General features: G+C 74.0%; 16 protein-coding genes. 7 read left to right on the top strand and 9 right to left on the bottom strand.

Features of this window, described 5'->3' with window-relative positions:
- Window positions 1-84 precede the first annotated feature (84 nt).
- From recX to recA, 3 genes are all read right to left on the bottom strand, one after another.
- On the bottom strand, window positions 85-618 hold the full coding sequence (gene recX, locus BMX74_RS45590) for a recombination regulator RecX (RefSeq protein WP_152992396.1): 534 nt from the start codon (window positions 616-618) through the stop codon (window positions 85-87).
- A 1,328-nt stretch (window positions 619-1,946) separates the two neighbouring features.
- The gene (locus tag BMX74_RS45585) at window positions 1,947-2,078 is read right to left on the bottom strand and encodes a hypothetical protein (protein ID WP_256256960.1); all 132 of its coding nucleotides are present in this window, start codon (window positions 2,076-2,078) and stop codon (window positions 1,947-1,949) included.
- A gap of 1,212 nt (window positions 2,079-3,290) precedes the next feature.
- Complete coding sequence (gene recA / locus BMX74_RS15195) at window positions 3,291-4,382, bottom strand: recombinase RecA (RefSeq protein WP_055503547.1); 1,092 nt, start codon at window positions 4,380-4,382, stop codon at window positions 3,291-3,293.
- A gap of 389 nt (window positions 4,383-4,771) precedes the next feature.
- Between recA and BMX74_RS15190 the strand changes: the two genes are divergently transcribed.
- Window positions 4,772-5,167 carry a hypothetical protein gene (locus tag BMX74_RS15190; RefSeq protein WP_091100931.1) on the top strand — a complete coding sequence of 132 codons (396 nt, stop codon included), beginning with the start codon at window positions 4,772-4,774 and terminating at the stop codon, window positions 5,165-5,167.
- Between the two features lie 26 nt (window positions 5,168-5,193).
- Here BMX74_RS15190 and BMX74_RS15185 read toward each other — a convergent pair whose 3' ends face one another.
- Window positions 5,194-6,141: a DNA-binding response regulator gene (locus tag BMX74_RS15185; RefSeq protein ID WP_143078667.1), complete on the bottom strand. Its 948-nt coding sequence runs from the start codon at window positions 6,139-6,141 to the stop codon at window positions 5,194-5,196.
- Window positions 6,142-6,276: 135 nt separating this feature from the next.
- On the opposite strand from BMX74_RS15185, the gene BMX74_RS15180 reads away from it, so the two are divergent.
- Complete coding sequence (locus BMX74_RS15180) at window positions 6,277-6,546, top strand: hypothetical protein (protein WP_055503550.1); 270 nt, start codon at window positions 6,277-6,279, stop codon at window positions 6,544-6,546.
- Between the two features lie 23 nt (window positions 6,547-6,569).
- On the opposite strand, the gene BMX74_RS15175 is transcribed toward BMX74_RS15180, so the two are convergent.
- On the bottom strand, window positions 6,570-6,764 hold the full coding sequence (locus BMX74_RS15175) for a DUF3046 domain-containing protein (RefSeq protein WP_055504101.1): 195 nt from the start codon (window positions 6,762-6,764) through the stop codon (window positions 6,570-6,572).
- A 43-nt stretch (window positions 6,765-6,807) separates the two neighbouring features.
- Between BMX74_RS15175 and BMX74_RS15170 the strand changes: the two genes are divergently transcribed.
- Window positions 6,808-7,005: a hypothetical protein gene (locus tag BMX74_RS15170; protein ID WP_055503551.1), complete on the top strand. Its 198-nt coding sequence runs from the start codon at window positions 6,808-6,810 to the stop codon at window positions 7,003-7,005.
- Window positions 7,006-7,025: 20 nt separating this feature from the next.
- On the opposite strand, the gene BMX74_RS15165 is transcribed toward BMX74_RS15170, so the two are convergent.
- Window positions 7,026-7,514 carry a VOC family protein gene (locus BMX74_RS15165; RefSeq protein WP_055503552.1) on the bottom strand — a complete coding sequence of 163 codons (489 nt, stop codon included), beginning with the start codon at window positions 7,512-7,514 and terminating at the stop codon, window positions 7,026-7,028.
- Window positions 7,515-7,604: 90 nt separating this feature from the next.
- Here BMX74_RS15165 and BMX74_RS15160 point away from each other — a divergent pair, with 90 nt between their 5' ends.
- On the top strand, window positions 7,605-12,365 hold the full coding sequence (locus BMX74_RS15160; RefSeq protein ID WP_256256958.1) for an ATP-dependent helicase: 4,761 nt from the start codon (window positions 7,605-7,607) through the stop codon (window positions 12,363-12,365).
- Window positions 12,366-12,436: 71 nt separating this feature from the next.
- Here BMX74_RS15160 and BMX74_RS15155 read toward each other — a convergent pair whose 3' ends face one another.
- A complete protein-coding gene (locus tag BMX74_RS15155) occupies window positions 12,437-13,555 on the bottom strand; it encodes an NAD(P)/FAD-dependent oxidoreductase (protein ID WP_091100924.1) in 1,119 nt (372 codons plus the stop codon).
- A gap of 112 nt (window positions 13,556-13,667) precedes the next feature.
- On the opposite strand from BMX74_RS15155, the gene BMX74_RS15150 reads away from it, so the two are divergent.
- The 3 genes from BMX74_RS15150 to BMX74_RS15140 all read left to right on the top strand — a co-directional run bounded on the left by BMX74_RS15150 (window position 13,668) and on the right by BMX74_RS15140 (window position 17,157).
- Window positions 13,668-14,450 carry a GntR family transcriptional regulator gene (locus tag BMX74_RS15150; RefSeq protein ID WP_091100922.1) on the top strand — a complete coding sequence of 261 codons (783 nt, stop codon included), beginning with the start codon at window positions 13,668-13,670 and terminating at the stop codon, window positions 14,448-14,450.
- A 131-nt stretch (window positions 14,451-14,581) separates the two neighbouring features.
- Window positions 14,582-16,414 carry a gamma-glutamyltransferase family protein gene (locus BMX74_RS15145; RefSeq protein ID WP_177227362.1) on the top strand — a complete coding sequence of 611 codons (1,833 nt, stop codon included), beginning with the start codon at window positions 14,582-14,584 and terminating at the stop codon, window positions 16,412-16,414.
- Window positions 16,411-17,157 (top strand): sulfite exporter TauE/SafE family protein, encoded by a 747-nt coding sequence (locus BMX74_RS15140; protein ID WP_055503557.1) that lies wholly within the window; start codon window positions 16,411-16,413, stop codon window positions 17,155-17,157. The genes BMX74_RS15145 and BMX74_RS15140 overlap by 4 nt, the downstream gene beginning before the upstream one ends.
- Window positions 17,158-17,221: 64 nt before the next feature.
- Here the strand turns inward: BMX74_RS15140 and BMX74_RS15135 are convergent, their stop codons facing one another.
- Together BMX74_RS15135 and BMX74_RS15130 are read right to left on the bottom strand one after the other, a co-directional pair.
- Entirely contained in the window at window positions 17,222-18,307 is a 1,086-nt protein-coding gene (locus BMX74_RS15135; protein ID WP_055504102.1) for a carboxylate-amine ligase, read from the bottom strand.
- Window positions 18,308-18,398: 91 nt separating this feature from the next.
- On the bottom strand, window positions 18,399-19,055 hold the full coding sequence (locus BMX74_RS15130; RefSeq protein ID WP_055503558.1) for a M15 family metallopeptidase: 657 nt from the start codon (window positions 19,053-19,055) through the stop codon (window positions 18,399-18,401).
- Between the last annotated feature and the right edge of the window lie 4 nt (window positions 19,056-19,059).

Here is a 19,059-nt window from a genome sequence, read left to right as displayed (position 1 = left end):
GGCAGCCCGCCACCCCGCGAACACCTCCCCCGACCACCGCCCGGCCCGGAGAAACCTCACAGGAGAAGTCGTCGGCAGGAGCCGTCAAGAGAAGTCGTCCTCCACCTCGACCCCCTCCTGCTCCAACGCCTCCCTGATGACCCGGAACGCCAGCCCCGAGGGGTACCCCTTCCTGGCGAGCATGCCCGCCAGCCTGCGCGTACGGGCCTGGGGGTCGAGCGACCGGGTGGAGGCCAGCTTGCGCTCCACCAGGCGGCGGGCGGTCTCCTCCTCTTGGTCGGGTTCGAGCCGTTCGACGGCTTCGTTCACGGTGTCACGGTCGACGCCCCGGTGCCGCAACTCGGCGGCCAGAGCGCGGCGGGCCAGCCCGCGTCCGTGGTGCCTGGACTCCACCCAGGCCTCGGCGAACGCCTCGTCGTTGATGAACCCCAGCTCCGTGAACCGGTTGAGCACCGCCTCCGCCGCCTCCTCCGGAACGCCCCGCTTGCGCATGGCCTCCGCGAGCTGAGCGCGCGTCTTGGGCGCCATGGTGAGCAACCTGAGACAGATCGCCCTGGCAACCGCCTCCGGATCAGCATCACCACCATCACGCGAGCCCCCAGACGAACGCTCGGCCACCCCACCGCCCCGGCCATCAGAGGAATCCCCAGCCGAGCCGCTGGCCCGCCCCTCGGACGGACTGACGGACGAACTGCCCCATGACCTCCCGGACGGGCCTTCCGCGTCGGACTCGTCAGGCGACCACCCGCGCCGCCTGCCCCCTCCAGCCCGACGCCTCCCGCCCTTGGCCTTCCGCCGCCCAGACTCGGCTCCACCGAACTCCCCGTACGCCGGATCGGCATCCGAAAGCCAGCCAGAAGACCGATGCTCACCGCCTGGCTCAACCGCCTGCCCCACAGCGGGCGCCCCTTCGAACACCTCGCCCGACGCTTCCAGCCCGGTCGCCGCCCTTTCCAACCCGGCTGCAGACCCTTCCGGCTCGGTCTCAGCCCCCTCCGCCCCGGTCTCAAACGCCTCCAACCCGTCGCCCGCCCCTTCCAACGCGGCGGCAGGCCCTTCCGACCCGGCCTCAGACCCTTCCGAGCCGTCAGCCGCCCCTTCAAACCTGGTGGTACGGCCTTCCGACACGGCGGCCGTCCCTTCCGGCCCGGTCTCGGACCCTTCGGAGGCGTCGGCTGCCCCTTCGAACCTGGGGGTACTACGTTCCAACCCGACAGCCGGTGCTTCCAACCCGGCTGCAGGCCGTTCCCACCCGGTCTCAACCGCCTCCAACCCGTCGCCCGCCCCCTCAAACCTGGCGGTACGGCCTTCCAACACCGTCGCCGACCCTTCCAACCCGGTGGCATGGCCTTCCGGTGTCGCCTCAAGCCCTCCGGAGGCGGCGGCCGGCTCTTCGGACACAGCGGCAGGTCCCTTCAGCACGGTGGCCGGCCACTCGAATGCTGGACGCTCTTGCGATGCCTCGCGGTCCTCCGGAGCTTGGCGTTTCCTGGCCCCTCGCGCCGTACGCCGAGGACGTTTCGACCCCGAGCCGCCGCCCACTGTGCCGCCGCTCCCTGTACCACCACTAGGCGCTAGATCAACGCTGGGCAGGCCGCCGCTGCCTGGATCAACGCTGGGCGGGCCGTCGCTCGCTGAGCCGTCGCTCGGCGAACTGCCGGCCGATGGGCGGCCGGCGTCCTGGCCCCCACCCCACGCTCCGAACAGGGGTGACGCAGCCGAGGACGGCTCGTCGCCCAGCGCCTCGGAGCGGCTGGCGGACCCTGGGCGGCTGAGCTGCTGGGGCCAGTTCCAGATGGGATCCGGCCTGGTCTTCCACGGCGGCTCTGAACGACCGCCCCGCGGCTCCTCCGAGCCTGCGACCTGCGCTCTCTCCACCCGAGGACCTGCGGCTGCCCCCGCCGCAGCACCTCGGACGTCTTCCGCCCCAACGCCTTGGGCATCCTCTACCGCAGCGCCTCGGGCGTCCTCCACCCCGGTACCTTGGACATCCCCTGCCACAGCACCTCGGGCGTCCTCCACCCCGGCACCCTGAACATCCCCTGCTGCACGGCCTTGGGCGTCCTGGGCGCCCGCACTTTGGGCATTCTTCGCCCCGGTCTTGCCGGCTCTCTTCGACCTGGCTTTCCTTGCCTTCTCCGGCTCGGTGCTCTGGGGTTCCTCTTGGGCCGCGTTCCGGGATGGCCCGGGGTGGACGTCTCGATCCGGCGTGCTCGGGGAAGTCAGGTCGCGGCTCCATGGAGGAGTCCAGGCAGGGGTCCAGGCGCCCGCTTGCTCGGTGTCACCGGAGCCGGGCCCGTCGAAGCTCCAGTCAGGCATGTTCGCCGGACGCCACGGGGCCGAAGTCTCGGCGCCCCACCCGCGCCACCCCGTGGCCGTCTCCCCGGTCTCCGGGGTCGTGCCCGTCTCCTCCTGACGGGAACGCCAGGAGTCGCCGGGCTCATCGGCGCCGCGCCCCGGCGCAACGCTGTCGCCGGACACCTCATCGCCGGCCCGGTTCTCAGGGCGAGAGGGAGCGATCGCTTCTCGCTCTGTGCTCCGGGTGGGCGACATATGGGCGTACTGGGTCTCGGGCGGGCTGGGCGGCGCGTCAGGATGCGCAGGCCCGACCAGGGCGGGCCGCGCGCCGGTGTGCGGAGGCTCGGGCAGAGGGGGCGGCGCATCAATGCGCGACGGCTCGGGCAGCGTGGACCGCGCATCAGCACGTGAGGGCTGGGGCAGGGCGGACTGCGCGTCGGCGCGTGCAGGCTGGGTCACGGCGGACCGCGCGTCAGCGCGTGCCGACTCGGGCAGGGCCGACTGCGCGTCTGCGAGCGGGCCGCCCTGGTCGGGCCGAAGGGGCGGCGTGTCGGTGTGCGAGCGCTCGGCGTGAGCGGTCGGCGCCCTGCCGGGTGTGAGGTGCGGGGATGGAGGGTGCGCGTTCGCGTCGGCGACGGCCTCCGCGGTCTCCTGCGCCTCGGCGTGCCGAGGCGCCTGCGAAGTCTGTGCGTTGTCGCCGTGCTGGGGGTTGGGAGAGTCGAGGGGTGCCTTCCCGTACACGGGTTCCGGCGGCGCCTCCCTGGGGGCGTCGTTGGAGGAGGGGCCGGATGCGGCGGTGTGCCCGCTGGGCGCGGTGGCGGGGTGGGGTTCCTCGGGAGAGAGGGTGGTGCGGAGGCGGTTGCGGTGTTCGCGCCACTCCTCCACCGACGGCCAGCCGGACGAGGACGCGCCCGTGGCCTGGTCACGCCGGGCGCCCCAGGTGCGGCCCTGGGGCGCCTGCGACGAGTCCGTGTCACTCATGCGGCGATCGATCAGACGTCACCCGGCTTCGGGGTGGACTTCGAGCCACGGCCCGAGGACGGCGCGGCGGCCGCGACGGGAGCCGGAGCCTCGGCCGGGGCGTCGAGGCGCGGCCCCACGCCCAGCTTGTCCTTGATCTTCTTCTCGATCTCGTTGGCCATGTCGGGGTGGTTCCTCAGGAAGTTACGGGCGTTCTCCTTGCCCTGCCCGAGCTGATCGCCCTCGTACGTGTACCAGGCGCCCGACTTGCGGACGAAGCCGTGCTCGACGCCCATGTCGATGAGGCCGCCCTCGCGGGAGATGCCCACGCCGTACAGGATGTCGAAGTCGGCGACGCGGAAGGGCGGCGCCATCTTGTTCTTGACGACCTTCACGCGGGTGCGGTTGCCGACGGCCTCGGTGCCGTCCTTGAGGGTCTCGATGCGGCGGATGTCCATGCGGACGGAGGCGTAGAACTTGAGCGCCTTACCACCGGTCGTGGTCTCGGGGCTGCCGAACATGACGCCGATCTTCTCGCGCAGCTGGTTGATGAAGATCGCGGTGGTGCCGGTGCTGTTGAGCGCGCCGGCGACCTTGCGCAGGGCCTGCGACATGAGGCGGGCCTGGAGGCCGACGTGGCTGTCGCCCATCTCGCCCTCGATCTCGGCCTTCGGCACGAGCGCGGCGACGGAGTCGATGACGATGATGTCGACGGCGCCGGACCTGATCAGCATGTCGGCGATCTCGAGCGCCTGCTCACCGGTGTCGGGCTGGGAGACGAGCAGCGCGTCGGTGTCGACGCCGAGCTTCTTGGCGTACTCGGGGTCGAGGGCGTGCTCGGCGTCGATGAACGCCGCGATGCCGCCGGCGCGCTGGGCGTTGGCCACCGCGTGGAGGGCGATGGTGGTCTTACCCGAGGACTCCGGACCGTAGATCTCGACGATGCGGCCGCGCGGCAGGCCGCCGATGCCGAGCGCCACGTCGAGCGAGATCGAACCGGTGGGGATCACCTCGATGGGAGCTCTGGCGTCGTCGCCGAGGCGCATGACGGAGCCCTTGCCGAACTGCCGCTCGATCTGCGCGAGGGCGGTCTCGAGGGCCTTGTCGCGGTCGTTGATAGCCATGGGAACTCCCCCTGGAGGGTCGTGGTCCGAACAGTCGAGTGAAAGCTACGGCCTGCCACCGACATTTTCGCGGGAGTCGGGAAGACGTGGCCCGGCGCGGTCCATCGTAGCCGAACGACTGTTCGATCACATCAGGAACACGCGGCGAGGAAGCCGGGCGGAGGGGGACGACGCCCAGGTGGGAGGCAGGGGACGGGCCCGGGCCCGTTGCGAGCCGGCGGCGTGGTACCGGGTCGCCGCCCACGGGCGAGCGGCCCTGCGGGCACGCACCGGGTCGGCCCCCGAGCGCGCAGGTGCTCAGGTTTGCCCGGTCTTCTGGCCCTGGGCGAACGGGATTCCGGAGGTGCCGGACGGCCGGGCGCAGGGTGGTCCGAGGTTCAACCGGCGGCGTGTACGCGCCACGGACCACCCGGGCGGGGCCCGCCGCCCGCACTCTGGCGGCGCCGGCCGGCGCTCTCGTCAGGACCACCCGTTCCAAGGAGTACGCACACGCACGACACGACCACCCGCCGTCCGATCGCGAGGCGGCCGCCGGCCTCGCAGCGGGCACCGCGTCCGCCGAGGCCGGAGGGCGCCGCGACCACCCGAGGCTGCCCCGGCCGCACGAGTACTGCCAGAAGCACGGGTACCTCGGCTCGGTGGCCACGAACCCCCGCTGCGTGGGCCACCGGGGCGAGCTGGTCGGCATCGACATGAACGACGCCTGCGCGTGGCACTACCCGGACGGGCCGCACCGGGCGAACTTCCACCGGGCCGACGACGCGTTCTCCTGGTACTGCTACTGACGGCTCCCGGGTCGTGCCGTTGACGGTCAGACCCAGCCGCGACGCGCGGCCGGCGCTCCCGCCTGGAAGCGGCTGGCCGCGCCCGGCAGCGTGAGGATCTCGCTGTCCCGCCGGTTGTACGTGCGTGGTGACGGGCCGAGTCGGGCGCAGGCGGCGCGGTCGGTCAGGCCGTCGAGCATGGCCATGAGCGTGGGCCGCAGGTAGGCGGGGAGACGGGCGGAGTCGACCCTGCCCGAGACCCTGCCCGAGACCCTGCCCGAGGCCTGCCCGAGGCCTGCCCGAGGCCTGCCCGAGGCCTGCCCGAGGCCTGCCCGAGGCCTGCCCGAGGCCCTGCCCGTGCTCGCGTCGCCGGCGTCGGCTCCGGCCCGCCAGTGGGCGCGGCGCGCGGCGACGAGGGCGCCGACCACGACCGGGTCGCGCACCAGGACCAGGCCGTTGTGGGAGACGCCGAGGTCGAGGGGGACGACGGCCGCGGCGCGGTCGAGGACGCCGAGGCGGAAGGGGACCTGGCCGGTGAGCCGGGCCTGCGCCCCCTCCCACCGGGGCGATGGCGCCGATGTCGCCGCCGTTCGCCAGCCCGCCTTGTGCCGTCGTTCGCCAGCCCGCCCGGTGAGGTGATCCGGCGGACGACCGGCACCTGACCGACGAGGGCGTGCAGGGCCGCGACGCGCCTTCCAGCGGGCGGTCCGGACGGGCGACCTGCGCGGCCTGCCCGACCCCGCGACCGTGTGCATGAGCTGCCGTTCCTGGATGTTCTGCGCGATGCACCCGGACGGGTCGCCGAAGCTGAGCATCTCGTGCCCGGCCTGGGCCGCGAGCCCGCCGATCAGGTGTCCGACGGCGGGCCTGCCCCTGACCGTCCGCGACGGCGGGCGGTCGCCGCGGTGGACGTGGAAGGCCGATTCCTGGAGGGGTTCGGTGACGGCGTCTCTGGAGTGCTGCCGCTCGCCGGGGGCCGGCAACGCTTCGTCCAAGGGGGGAAGGCCTCTCGACGACGGCCTGCGGTCGTTCGATGGCCCGACGTAAGGGCTCCGCGATGGGCGTCGCGGTGTTGATCCGCGCGTTGAGCTGGGGAGACTCACTGCAGCGACGAGGTTGGAGGCTGCGACGTGGCGAGTGCGTACACGGGGGAACGGCGCGTCCGTCTGGAGTCGCTCGCCGAACTGCTGCCGGGCCACGGGCTGGTCAGCCGCATGGTGGGCGGCGACGAGCCGGTGCTGTGGGTGTGGAGTCCGCGGACGTCGCGGCAGACGATGGTGTTCGCGACGCCGTCGCACGGCGGGTGGGTGTTCCTGTGGTCGCCCGGGGGGCAGGGCAGCGCGGACGACCCGGAGCGCGCCGCGCGTGCGCTGCGCGAGTCGCTGGAGCCGGACGCCTGAGCCCGCCCAGGCGTCTGACCGCGTCAGCGCAGCTTGGGTGAGACGTCCTCGACCTGGCAGACGGCCCGCCAGACGTCCTTGGCGCTCTCGCCGTCGGCCAGCGCCTGCATGACGGTGCGCCCGCCGAGCGGCGCGAGCACGAAGTCGCGGGCCCACGACTCGGCGTACGTGTCGCCGAAGTGGGCTCGCATACGTCTCCAGAACTCCGTCAGGCGCATCCACCAAGTATGGAAGCCGCCGGCGAGTGGGTACGACATCTCCATGCCGAAGACCCCCAGGCCGTCCCCCCGCAAAACCCCCACGATCAAGGCGAACCGGGCCAGGCGCCGCCGGTTACGCCTGTGGCACAGGCTGGCCGTGCAGAAGGAGAAGGCAGAGCGCTCGGAGCGGCACGCCGGGCTCGGCCGCGACCCGCTGCCCCCCGGCCGCCCCTGGCTCCGCAGGCCGTCGCGCCGCTGAACGCGCGCGGGCGGCGCGGTTCACAGGACGGTGGAGCCGTACATCTCCCCGAGCGGGTCGGCGAGCAGTTCGAGCCGGGCGCCGTCCGGGTCCCTGAAGTAGATGGACGCGCCGCTCTCGATCTGGTGCGGCACGCCGGCGGCCTCCAGCTTTCCGCGCAGCCGTTCCCACGTCGCGGCGTCGACGGAGATCGCGACGTGGTGCAGCCCGCCCAGGACCTCCTGGTACGGCCCGAGGTCCAGCCCGGGGAAGTCGAAGAACGCGAGCAGGTTGCCGTTGCCGATGTCGAAGAAGAAGTGGTTCGAGCCCTGGTAGTCGCGGTTCTCGATGATCTCCGTCAGCGGGAACTCGAGGAGCTCGTGGTAGAACCTGATCGTCCGTTCGGCGTCGGAGGAGAGCAGCGCGGCGTGGTGCAGGCCGCGGGCGCTGCTCGGTGGCCGGTGCGGTAACACGTAACGGCGTCTCAGCTCGGCTCGGCGAGCTTCGATGGCCGCGTGGTCCATGCTCATTGTCGCTGTATGTCCGCCGCGACGGCCCCTCAATCACCGGGCGCGGGCTCGAAGGCGTTTTCTGTCGGTACGACGAGGCACTATGGGCACGTGAGCTCGCTCGACCAGTTCAGCCAGGTGACCAGGCAGTGGTTCACCGGCGCGTTCGCCGCGCCCACGGCCGCCCAGGAGGGCGCGTGGGAGTCGATCGCGCGCGGCGACAACACGCTCGTGGTGGCGCCCACCGGGTCGGGCAAGACGCTCGCGGCGTTCCTGTGGTCGCTCGACCGGCTGGCGTCCGACCCCGGCGAGGGCTCCGGCACCAAGGTGCTGTACGTGTCACCGCTGAAGGCGCTGGCGGTCGACGTCGAGCGCAACCTGCGGGCGCCGCTGGCCGGGCTGAGGCAGACCGCGCGGCGGCTGGGGCTGCCGGTGCCGGAGATCTCGGTGGCGATCAGGTCGGGCGACACCCCCGCGGAGGACCGCAGGAGGTTCGCGTCGCGGCCGTCCGACATCCTCATCACCACGCCCGAGTCGCTGTTCCTGCTGCTCACCAGCCAGGCGCGGGAGGCGCTGCGCGGCGTGCGCACGGTGATCGTCGACGAGGTGCACGCGGTGGCGGCGACCAAGCGCGGCGCCCACCTGGCGCTCAGCCTGGAGCGGCTCGACGCGCTGCTCGACCGTCCGGCGCAGCGCATCGGGCTGTCGGCGACGGTGCGCCCGGTGAGCGAGGTGGCGGCGTTCCTCGGCGGTTCGCGGCCGGCCACGGTGGTGCAGCCGCCGTCCGACAAGCGCATCGAGGTCGAGGTGGTCGTCCCTGTCGAGGACATGACGGAGATGGAGTCCCGGCCGCGCCTCCCTGAGGCCGGCGAGTTCGACGGGGGCGAGCCACAGCCGTCCAACCGGTCGATCTGGCCGCATGTCGAGGCCCACCTGTTCGACCTGATCGAGGCCCACAGCTCCACGATCGTGTTCGCCAACTCCAGGCGGCTGGCCGAGCGGCTGTGCACGCGGCTCAACGAGCTGGCGTACGAGCGCGGGCAGGGCTCCGAGGCGGTCGACCTGTCGATCTGGGAGACCCCGCCGGCCCGGCCGCCGGCCGAGATGATGGCGCAGGCCGGGGCGAGCAGGGGCGTGGTCACCGAGATCGTCAGGGCGCACCACGGCTCGGTGTCGAAGGAGGAGCGGGCACAGATCGAGGAGGCGCTCAAGTCGGGCCGGCTGCCCGCGGTGGTGGCGACGTCCAGCCTTGAGCTGGGCATCGACATGGGCTCGGTCGATCTCGTGGCCTGCGTCGAGGCGCCGCCGAGCGTGGCGAGCGGCCTGCAGCGCATCGGCAGGGCGGGCCACCAGGTGGGGGCCGTGTCCAAGGGCGTGATCTTCCCGAAGTACCGCGGCGACCTGGTGCAGACCGCGGTCGTGGCCGAGCGCATGCGCGACGGGCGCATCGAGGAGCTGCGCTACCCGCGCAACCCGCTCGACGTGCTCGCCCAGCAGATCGTGGCCATGACGGCTCTCGACGAGTGGACGGTCGACGAGCTGGAGGCCGTGGTCAAGCGGGCCGCCCCGTACGCCACGCTGCCGAGGAGCGCCCTGGAGGCCACCCTCGACATGCTGGCGGGCCGCTACCCGAGCGAGGAGTTCGCCGAGCTGCGCCCGCGCGTCGTGTGGGACCGCGTCACGGGCACCCTCCAGGGCAGGCCGGGCGCGCAGCGGCTGGCGGTGACCAACGGCGGCACGATCCCCGACCGGGGGCTGTTCGGCGTGTTCCTCGTCGGCGAGAAGGCGTCCAGGGTGGGCGAGCTCGACGAGGAGATGGTCTACGAGTCGCGGGTGGGCGACGTGTTCGTGCTGGGGGCGACGTCCTGGCGCATCGAGGACATCACGGCCGACAGGGTGCTCGTCTCCCCCGCGCCCGGCCAGCCGGGCAAGCTGCCGTTCTGGCACGGCGACTCGCCCGGCCGCCCCGCCGAGCTGGGCCGGGCGATCGGGGGGTTCCTGCGCGAGCAGGCCGGTGGGGGCTCCACGGAGCGGCTGCTCGCGGCCGGCCTCGACGAGTACGCCGCCCGCAACCTCCTCGCCTACCTCGACGAGCAGCGCGAGGCCACCGGGTACGTCCCCGACGACCGCACGCTGCTGGTCGAGCGCTTCCACGACGAGCTGGGCGACTGGCGGGTGGTGATCCACTCCCCGTACGGCGCCAGGGTGCACGCGCCGTGGGCGCTGGCGATCAACCGGCGGCTGCGCGAGCGGTACGGCGTCGACGTGCAGGCCGTCCACTCCGACGACGGCATCGTCCTGCGCATCCCCGACACCCTGGCCGAGCCGCCGTCCGACGTCGCGGCCTTCGACCCGGAGGAGATCGAGCAGATCGTCACCGAGGAGCTGGGCGGCTCGGCGCTGTTCGCGTCGCGCTTCCGCGAGTGCGCGGGACGCGCGCTGCTGCTGCCGCGCCGCACCCCGGGCCGGCGCAGCCCGCTGTGGCAGCAGCGCCAGCGCGCCGCCCACCTGCTGGGCGTGGCCTCGCAGTACGCCTCGTTCCCGATCGTGCTGGAGACGATGCGGGAGTGCCTGCAGGACGTGTTCGACGTGCCAGGCCTGGTCGAGCTGATGCGCGACATCGCCGCGCGGCGGGTGCGCGTGGTGGAGGTGGAGACCTCGCAGGCGTCGCCGTTCGCCGCGTCGCTGCTGTTCAACTACGTGGGCGCGTTCATGTACGAGGGCGACGCGCCGCTGGCCGAGCGGAGGGCGCAGGCGCTGGCGCTCGACACGGCGCTGCTGGCCGAGCTGCTGGGCCAGGCCGACCTGCGCGAGTTGCTCGACCCCGACGTCGTCTCCGACACCGAACGCGAGCTGGCCAGACTCGACCGTCCGCTGCGCGACGCCGAGGACCTCGCCGACCTGCTGCGCTCGCACGGGCCGCTGCTCGCGTCCGACGTGAGCCTGCGCGGCGGCGACCCGGCCTGGCTGGAGGCGCTGGAGCGGGCGCGGCGCGCGATCCGGGTGCGTGTCGCGGGCGAGGAGCGGTGGGCGGCGGTCGAGGACGCCGCGCGGATGCGCGACGCGCTCGGCGTGCCGCTGCCGGTCGGCATCCCGCACGCCTTCCTCGAACCCGTGCCCGACCCGCTGGCCGACCTGGTGGCGCGGCACGCGCGTACCCGCGGCCCCTTCCAGGCCGGTACGGCGGCGACCCGGTTCGGCCTGGGCGTGGCCGTGGTCACCGACGCGCTGCGGCGGCTGGCGGCGGCCGGGCGGGTGGTCAGCGGGGAGTTCCGTCCGGGCGGGCGCGGCGAGGAGTGGTGCGACGCCGGGGTGCTGCGGATGCTGCGCCGCAGGTCGCTGGCCCGGCTGCGCAAGGAGGTCGAGCCGGTCGCGCCCGAGGCGCTGGCGCTGTTCCTGCCTGCCTGGCACGGCATCACGGGGGCGGGTTCCGGCGCGGGCGGAGGTCCCGGTGGAGGCATCGGCGGAGGTTTCGGCGGTGGTTTCGGCGGAGGCGAGCCCGGCGGGCAAGCCGCCCGCGGCTCCGGGGCGGCCAGGGCGATGGACGCGCTGGTCCGCGCGGTCGAACAGCTCCAGGGGGCGGCCGTGCCGGCCTCCGCGCTGGAGACGCTGGTGCTGCCGTCCCGCGTGCCGGGCTACCACCCGGCGCTGCTCGACGAGCTGACCTCGTCCGGCGAGGTCATGTGGGTGGGGCAGGGGTCGCTGCCCGGCGGCGACGGCTGGGTGTCGCTGTACTTCGCCGACACCGCGCCGCTGCTGCTGCCCGAGCCCGCCGAGATCACGATGACGCCGCTGCACGAGGGCGTGCTCGACCTGCTGGGCGGCGGCGGCGCGCTGTTCTTCCGCGGCATCTCCGACCAGCTCGGCTCGCTCGACGACGCCACCCTGGTCTCCGCGCTGTGGGACCTCGTCTGGTCGGGCCGGGTGTCCGGCGACACGCTGGCGCCGCTGCGCGCCACGCTCGGCACCGGCCGTCCCGCGCACCGGCCCGCGACGACCAGGCGGCGCAGGGCGGTGCTGCCCACCAGGAGCGGCCCGCCCACCGCGGGCGGCCGATGGTGGCTGCTGCCGCCTCCCGCCGCCGACGCCACGCAGCGCGCCCAGGCGCAGGCCGAGGTGCTGCTCGAACGGCACGGGGTGGTGACGCGCGGCGCGGTGACGTCCGAGCGGCTGCCCGGCGGGTTCACGCCGGTCTACCAGGTGCTGCGGGCGTACGAGGAGAGCGGGCGCTGCCGCAGGGGCTACTTCGTGGAAGGTCTCGGGGGCGCCCAGTTCGCGTTGCCGGGAGCGGTCGACCGGATGCGCGCCATGGCCCCGGGCCTCGCCCGCGACGCTTCCGAGGCGACCTCGCCGTCCCCCTGGCCCGAAGACGGGACGCCAGGAGAGCCGTCACCGAGGGGACGGGGCGGAGGTTTCGGCGGGCCGGCAGGCGGTGCTGGCGTCTCCGGAGGAACCCTTCCGAGGGGACGGGGCGGAGGTTTCGGCGGGGGCGGGGTTTCCGGTGGGCGGCGGGCGGTGGTGCTCGCGGCGGCCGATCCCGCGAACCCGTACGGCGCGGCGCTCCCCTGGCCCGCCCACCCCGGCGAGGTGGGCCACAAGCCCGGCAGGAAGGCGGGCTCCCTGGTGGTGCTGGTCGACGGCCATCTCGTGCTCTACGTCGAGCGCGGCGGCAAGACCCTGCTGTCGTTCACCGACGACGAGCGGCTGCGGCCCGCCGTCGACGCGCTGGCCCTGGCGGTGCGCGACGGCGCTCTGGGCAAGCTGACGGTCGAGCGCGCCGACGGCACGTCCATCACCGACTCGCCGCTGGCGGCGGCGCTGGAGGCGGCCGGCTTCCACCCGACCCCCCGCGGCCTCCGCCTCCGCGCCTGACCAGGAGCAGCACGCCCCGCACGGCATCGCGCCGAGGAGCAGCGGCCCCGCGTCGGTGGCGTGGCAGGCGGTCAGGGGGCTGACGGGACCTTCGCGGTGAGGCCGAAGAGCTCGGCGAAGCGGCCGGTGAACAGGTCCTTGCCCTTGTAGTCGGCGACGGCCTCCGGGGGCAGGACGATCGGCCCGCCCGGTGACGGCAGCTGGCCCACGCCGCCGTCCGGGCCGAGCGGGAGCAGCACGAACGGCACCGCCGACGGTTCGTAGACGGCCGAGGGCGTCTCGCCGCGCAGGTCGGCGAGGATGTTCGCGGCGACGATCTCGGCGTGCGCCATGGCGTTGCCGGCCATCCTGGCCTCGGGCAGGTCGGTGATGTCGCCGATGGCGTAGACGCGGGGGTGTCCTTCGACGTTCAGCGTCGGGGTGACGCGGACGCGTCCGCCTGGGGTGCGGGCGGCGGCCAGGTCGCCGGCGAGGTAGCCGGTCTGGACGCTGACCCCGTACGCGCGGAACCAGATGTCGGCGGCGATCTCGCCGCGGCCGGCCGGCCCGGTGGCGGTGACGGTGAACGGCGCGGCGCGGCCCGGCTCGACCGGCGGCGTGCCGAGCGCGGTGCCGAGCCGCAGGTCCACGCCGAGCGCGTCGAGCTGGCGGCGCAGGTCCTCGCGCAGTTCCGGCTGGAATCCGGGCAGGAGCTCGGGCGCCGGGTCGACGACGGTGACGTGCTTGCCGGGCCAGACGGCCTTGATCTCGCCGGACAGCTCCAGGCCGACGGGCCCGGCCCCGGCGATCAGCACCCGGGCGGCGCCCGCGAGCGCGGCGTGCACGTCGAGGAGCCGTTCGCGGGTCCGGCTCGCCTGGTCGTGCTCGGGCTTGAAGGGGAACGGGTAGCCGGAGCCGGTGGCGAGCACCAGGTGGTCGGCGTCGATCCGTTCGCCGGAGGCGAGGATCACGTGGCCGGGCCCGGCGGAGACGGCGCGGTCGCGCACGATCGTGCCGCGCCGCAGCAGCCGGTCGTAGGGGAAGAACAGGTGGTCGGTCCAGTCGGGCCGCGCGAGCGCCCGCATGGACACGGCGTTCTGGACGAAGGCGTCCTTGGGTTCGACGAGGATCACGTCGGCGTGCTGGTCGAGTGCCTTGGCGACCGCGGTGCCCGCGTAACCTCCGCCGATGACGGCGACTGTGCGCCCCATGGTGCTCACTCCTCACGAGGGATCATCTTGTTCGGGATACGAACCATATTAGTTCGTAGGCCGAACTGCAAGCTCGGAGGGCGGCGGCCGCCTGTATACGATTGGCCTACCTATGACTGATCAGACCCTGGGCGCCGCGCACCGCACCCTGCGCGACGAGGTCACCGCCGAGCTGCGGCGCCGCATACTCTCCGGCGAGCTCGCCCAGGGCGAGCGACTGGTGGAGGACCGCCTCGCCGCCCTGCTCGGCGTGTCCCGCAACCCGGTGCGCGAGTCCATCCGGGTGCTGGCCGCCGAGGGGTTCGTCCAGGTGGTGCCGCGCATCGGGGCGACCGTCGCGCGCCTGTCCGTCGAGGAGGGCGAGGAGCTGTTCGACGTCCGCATGGCCATCGAGGGCCTGGCGGCGCGGCTCGCGGCCCGCAAGCGGACGCCGGGCTCGGCCGACCGGCTGCGCCGTGTGCTCGAATCGGCGAAGGAGGCCGTCGAGCAGGGCAGGCTGGACGACGTGGCCGACCTCAACACCGCCTTCCACCTGGCCGTGGGCGAGGCGGCCGGCAACTCGTACCTCAACCTGATGATGACGCCGATGCTCCAGCGGGCGCAGTGGGTCTTCAGCCAGACCGCCGCGGCGCGCGGCCCCCACTCCTGGTCGGAACACCTCAGCCTGTACGAGGCCATCGCGGCGGGCGACGAGGACGAGGCCCAGGCGCGGGCCGTCGCGCACGTCGCCGCGGCCCGCCGCTCGTTCCTGTCCGCCGTCGACCGCGCCCACGACCAGCCCCACGAGCCCCACGACCAGCCCCACGAGCCCCTCGACCCGGCCGGCGAGGCCAGCGGCCCGGCGCGGCATCCCGCCCGGGGGCCCGTCGGCCCTGCCCACGACCCCGCGCCCTGAGCTCCGGCCGGAGACCCTCCTCCTGGCTCCCCTGTGAGGTTTTGTATACAGTGTCCCAAAGTCGAGCCAAGCACCCCTCCTAGGAGCGTCCCGTGTTCACCACCAGGCCCGAGCTGTCGGGCGACTTCGGCATGGTCGCCAGCACCCACTGGCTCGCCTCCGCCACCGGCATGGGCGTGCTGGAACGCGGCGGCAACGCCTTCGACGCCGCCGTGGCCGCCGGTTTCGTCCTCCAGGTGGCCGAGCCGCACCTGAACGGCCCCGGCGGCGAGGTGCCGATCCTGCTGTGGAGCGAGGACGACCAGAAGGTGTCCGTGGTGTGCGGCCAGGGCGTCGCGCCCGCCGCCGCCACCGTCGAGCGCTACACCGGCATGGGCCTCGACGTCGTCCCCGGCACGGGCCTGCTGGCCGCGACGGTTCCCGGCGCGTTCGGCGGCTGGATGCTCATGCTGGAGCGCTGGGGCACCTGGCGGCTGGCGGACGTGCTGGCCCCGGCCATCCACTACGCCGAGCACGGGGTGCCGGTGCTCGGCCGCATCGCCGCCACCATCGCCTCGGTGGAGGGCCTGTTCACCGCCGACTGGCCCACGTCGGCGGCGACCTGGCTGCCCGGCGGCCGGGTGCCGGACGTCGGCTCGAAGCTCGCCAACCCGGTGCTCGCGGAGACGTACAGGAGGCTGGTGGCCGAGGCGGAGGCGGCCTGCTCCACGCGCGAGGGCCAGATCGCGGCGGCCCGCGCCGCCTGGTACGAGGGCTTCGTCGCCGAGGCGATCGCCCGGTTCTGTGCCACGACGGCCTGGCGCGACAGCTCGGGCGAGGTGCACGGCGGGCTGCTGACCGGCGACGACCTGGCCCGCTGGACGGCGACCGTCGAGGACCCCGTCCGCCTCGACTACCACGGCCACACGGTCTGCAAGACCGGCCCCTGGGGGCAGGGCCCGGTGTTCCTCCAGCAGCTCGCGCTGCTGTCCGGGTTCGACCTGGACGCCATGGGCCACCTCAGCGCCGACTACGTCCACACCGTCACGGAGTGCGCGAAGCTGGCGTTCGCCGACCGCGAGGCCTGGTACGGCGACGCCGACGTGCCGCTGGCCGACCTGCTGGGCGAGGAGTACAACGCGCGGCGGCGGGCGCTGGTGGGCGACGAGGCGAGCCTGGAACTGCGTCCGGGCGCTCCCGGCGGGCGGCAGCCGCGGCTGCCGGCGTTCCCGGGGCCCGAGGGCGACACCACGGGAGGCGCCGGGGCGCGCCGTACGGGCGGCCTCGGCGAGCCGACGATCGGCCAGGGAGGCCGCCGGCCGGGCGAGCAGAGCGAGCCGGCGGGTGGCCAGGCGGGCGGCCCGGCAGCCGGTGACGAGATCGTCGGCCCCGACGGCACCGTACGCGGCGACACCTGCCACCTCGACGTCGTGGACCGGCACGGCAACATGGTCTCCGCCACCCCGAGCGGCGGGTGGCTGCAGAGCTCGCCGATCATCCCCGAGCTGGGCTTCTGCCTGGGCACCAGGGCGCAGATGTTCTGGCTGGAGGAGGGGCTGCCGGCCTCGCTGCGGCCCGGGGCGCGCCCCCGCACCACGCTGTCGCCGTCGTTCGCCCTCAGGGACGGCAGGCCGTGGCTGGCGTTCGGCACGCCGGGCGGCGACCAGCAGGACCAGTGGAGTCTGGCGTTCTTCCTTGCGGTGGTCCACGGCGGGCTGAACCTGCAGGAGGCCATCGACGCGCCCATGTTCCACTCCGAGCACTTCCCCAGCTCGTTCTTCCCGCGCGGCTCGCGTCCGGGCGTCGTCAAGGTGGAGGAGCGGCTGGACCCGGGCGTGGTCGCCGAGCTGCGCCGGCGCGGTCACCTGGTCGAGGTGGACGGCCCGTGGTCGCTGGGCCGGCTCAGCGCGGTCGCCCGCGACGGCGGCTTCCTCAGGGCGGCGGCGAACCCGCGGGGCGCGCAGGGCTACGCGGTGGGCCGATGACGCCCGCCGACCTGGCCTTCATGGCGGGGGCGGGGCTCCTGGCCGGGGCGGTCAACGCCCTGGCCGGCGGCGGCACGCTGATCTCCTTCCCCGCCCTGGTGGCGCTGGGGTACCCGGGCGTGACCGCGTCGGTGACCAACGCGGTGGCGCTGTGGCCCGGCTACCTGGGCGGCGTGCTGGGCTACCGGGCCGAGCTGCGCGGGCAGCAGGCGAGGACGGCGGCGCTGTCGGCCGCGACGGTGCTCGGCGCGGCGGCGGGCGCGGCGATCCTGCTGCTCACGCCGGGCCAGGTGTTCGACTCGCTGGTGCCGTGGCTGGTGGCGTTCGCCAGCGTGGCGCTGCTGGCCCAGCCGTGGCTGCGGCGCAGGTTCGGCGGCGCGGCGGGCGGGCCGCCCAGCCGCCTGGTGTACGCGGGCGTGTTCCTCGGCGGCTGCTACGGCGCGTACTTCAACGGCGGGATGGGGGTGCTGCTGCTGGCGGTGCTCGGCATGTTCCTGCACGATGACCTGCACCGGGTCAACGCGGTGCGCGCGGCGCTCTCGCTGGTGATCAGCACGGTGTCGGTGGTGGCGTTCTCGCTGTTCGGTCCCGTGCAGTGGGAGGCGGTGGCCGTGGTGGCTCCGGCGAGCCTGGCGGGCGGCTTCCTCGGCACCCGCCTGGCGCGACTGCTGTCGCCGAACGTGCTGCGCGGCGTGGTCGTCGCGTTCGGTCTCGGCGTCGCCGCGGTGCTGGCGCTGCGCTGAGACCCGTGGGCATGTTCCGGCGCCCTTCGGCCTGGTCCGCGGCCAGGACGTCCGCGACGCGGGGTCAGGCGACGGTCGCCTCGATGAGGTCGTCCACCACCTCCGCCAGGTCGTGGCCCCTGGCGTGGACGCGACGCTGGCGCATCGCCCCCGAGCCCTTCCTGAGCAGGCGGTCCAGGCCCTCCTCGACGAAGCGCAGGTCACCGGCCTCGGCCAGCGCCCCCTTGACGTGCTCGAACAGGCGACCGGCCAGCACCGGCGCGGGCACCAGCCTGCCGTCCCGCACGTCGAGGCTGTCGCCGAGCAGCCCGTCGCGGGCGGCCCGCCAGTACGCGGCGCGCAGCACCTCCGACGGGATGGGCAGGCCCCGGTCGCCGCGGGTCACCGCGGCGAGCGAGGTGACGACGAGGGCCCTGATGAGGCCGATGATGGTCAGGCTGTCGGTGACGTCGAGGGGCACGTCGGCGACGCGGATCTCGACGGTCGGCAGCGTGGGCGACGGCCTGGTGTCCCAGAAGACCGTCTTGGGGTCCATGAGCGCGCCCGACTCGGCGAGCGCGCGCAGCGCCAGCTCGTACTCGGCGAACGTCGGGAAGTACGGCGGCGCGCCGGACACCGGCCACCGCCCCCAGCTGATCACCCGCCAGGACGCGTAGCCGGTGTCGCGGCCCACGAAGAACGGCGAGTTGGCGGCCAGGGCGATGAGTGTGGGCAACCACGGCCGCAGGTGGTTGCCGACGTAGACGGCGTGCTCCTCGTCCGGCACGTCCACGTGGACGTGCAGGGCGCAGATGCTGATCTCGTCCTGGAGGGCGCGGTACAGGACGCGGCCCTGCTCGTAGCGGGCGTGATCGGTGAGCGGCGGCGGCATGGCGCTCCCCAGGACGGGGATGCCGCTCGCGACGACGGCGAGCCCGCAGGAACGCGCCGCGACGGCGACGTCCTTGCGGGTCGCGCGCAGCCGCGACCCCAGTTCGGTCAGGTCGGCGGAGGGCGGGGTGCGCGCCTCCACCTGGAAACGGGTGATCTCGTGTGCCACGTCGAGCATGTCCGTCGCGGCGGCCAGGACTTCGGCCGCGCGCGGAGTCACGTGGCGGGTGCGGGGATCGACGACGAGGTACTCCTCTTCGATCCCGATCAGGGGAATCATGCCCACACACACCTCGCAGGGCGTTAAGAGAGCCTCCGTACGGTTTGTGCCCGCCGCTTGACCCTCGGAAAACCCTTCCAGGCAGGGGGGTTCAGAACTCCACGGGCCCGTAGTGCGCGTGCTCCGCCGACACCGTGAACGCCCAGTACCGGTCGCCGTACGACCAGTGCCACCACTCGGTGGGGTAGTTGACCAGGCCGGCCGGTTCCAGCGCGGCGGCCAGGATCTTGCGGTGGCCGCGGGCCTCGGCCGAGATGCCGGGCGCGGCCGTGTAGCAGGCCCCGCCGCTCTCCTCGGGGTTGTCGTTGACCTGCGTGCCCATGTCGTACTCGACGCCGTCGGGGTCGCACAGGGTGAGGTCGATCGCCGCGCCCGCCGTGTGCGGGGCGACCTCGACGGGCGAGACGTACCGGCTGGCGGCGACGTGCGCCTCCTCCGGCGAGATGCCGGGGTAGGCCTCGTGGAGCTCGGCCACGTACGCGTCGAAGATGCCGCGCTGCGTCGGGATCGGCCGGTAGCCCTCGACGAGCAGCAGGTGGTAGCCCGCGGGCAGGAGGCGCTCGGCCTGCTCCAGCCGGGTGGCGAGCCCCTCGCGCAGGTGCGCGTACGCGCCGGCGGGGTCGGCCATGCGGGTGTCGACCCGCAGCCGGCCACGCATGTCGGCCAGGGGTTCGCCGCACTCGCGCACCGGGACGGCGGCGACCCGCGGGTCGGAGATGAGCACGATGTCACTCGGAGCCTGCCACATGTGC

Source organism: Nonomuraea pusilla (assembly GCF_900109355.1).
In the GTDB taxonomy this organism is placed as follows: Bacteria; Actinomycetota; Actinomycetes; order Streptosporangiales; family Streptosporangiaceae; genus Nonomuraea; species Nonomuraea pusilla.
This window is presented reverse-complemented; position numbering and strand designations above follow the sequence as displayed.

Excerpts from the sequence above, each read along its gene's own strand:
- recA (WP_055503547.1), bottom strand. The coding sequence starts at position 4,382 with ATGGCTATCAACGACCGCGACAAGGCCCTCGAGACCGCCCTCGCGCAG.
- BMX74_RS15175 (WP_055504101.1), bottom strand. The coding sequence starts at position 6,764 with ATGCGCCTGACGGAGTTCTGGAGACGTATGCGAGCCCACTTCGGCGAC.
- BMX74_RS15170 (WP_055503551.1), top strand. The coding sequence starts at position 6,808 with ATGCCGAAGACCCCCAGGCCGTCCCCCCGCAAAACCCCCACGATCAAG.
- BMX74_RS15165 (WP_055503552.1), bottom strand. The coding sequence starts at position 7,514 with ATGAGCATGGACCACGCGGCCATCGAAGCTCGCCGAGCCGAGCTGAGA.
- BMX74_RS15155 (WP_091100924.1), bottom strand. The coding sequence starts at position 13,555 with ATGGGGCGCACAGTCGCCGTCATCGGCGGAGGTTACGCGGGCACCGCG.
- BMX74_RS15150 (WP_091100922.1), top strand. The coding sequence starts at position 13,668 with ATGACTGATCAGACCCTGGGCGCCGCGCACCGCACCCTGCGCGACGAG.
- BMX74_RS15145 (WP_177227362.1), top strand. The coding sequence starts at position 14,582 with ATGGTCGCCAGCACCCACTGGCTCGCCTCCGCCACCGGCATGGGCGTG.
- BMX74_RS15140 (WP_055503557.1), top strand. The coding sequence starts at position 16,411 with ATGACGCCCGCCGACCTGGCCTTCATGGCGGGGGCGGGGCTCCTGGCC.
- BMX74_RS15135 (WP_055504102.1), bottom strand. The coding sequence starts at position 18,307 with ATGATTCCCCTGATCGGGATCGAAGAGGAGTACCTCGTCGTCGATCCC.
- BMX74_RS15130 (WP_055503558.1), bottom strand. The coding sequence starts at position 19,055 with ATGTGGCAGGCTCCGAGTGACATCGTGCTCATCTCCGACCCGCGGGTC.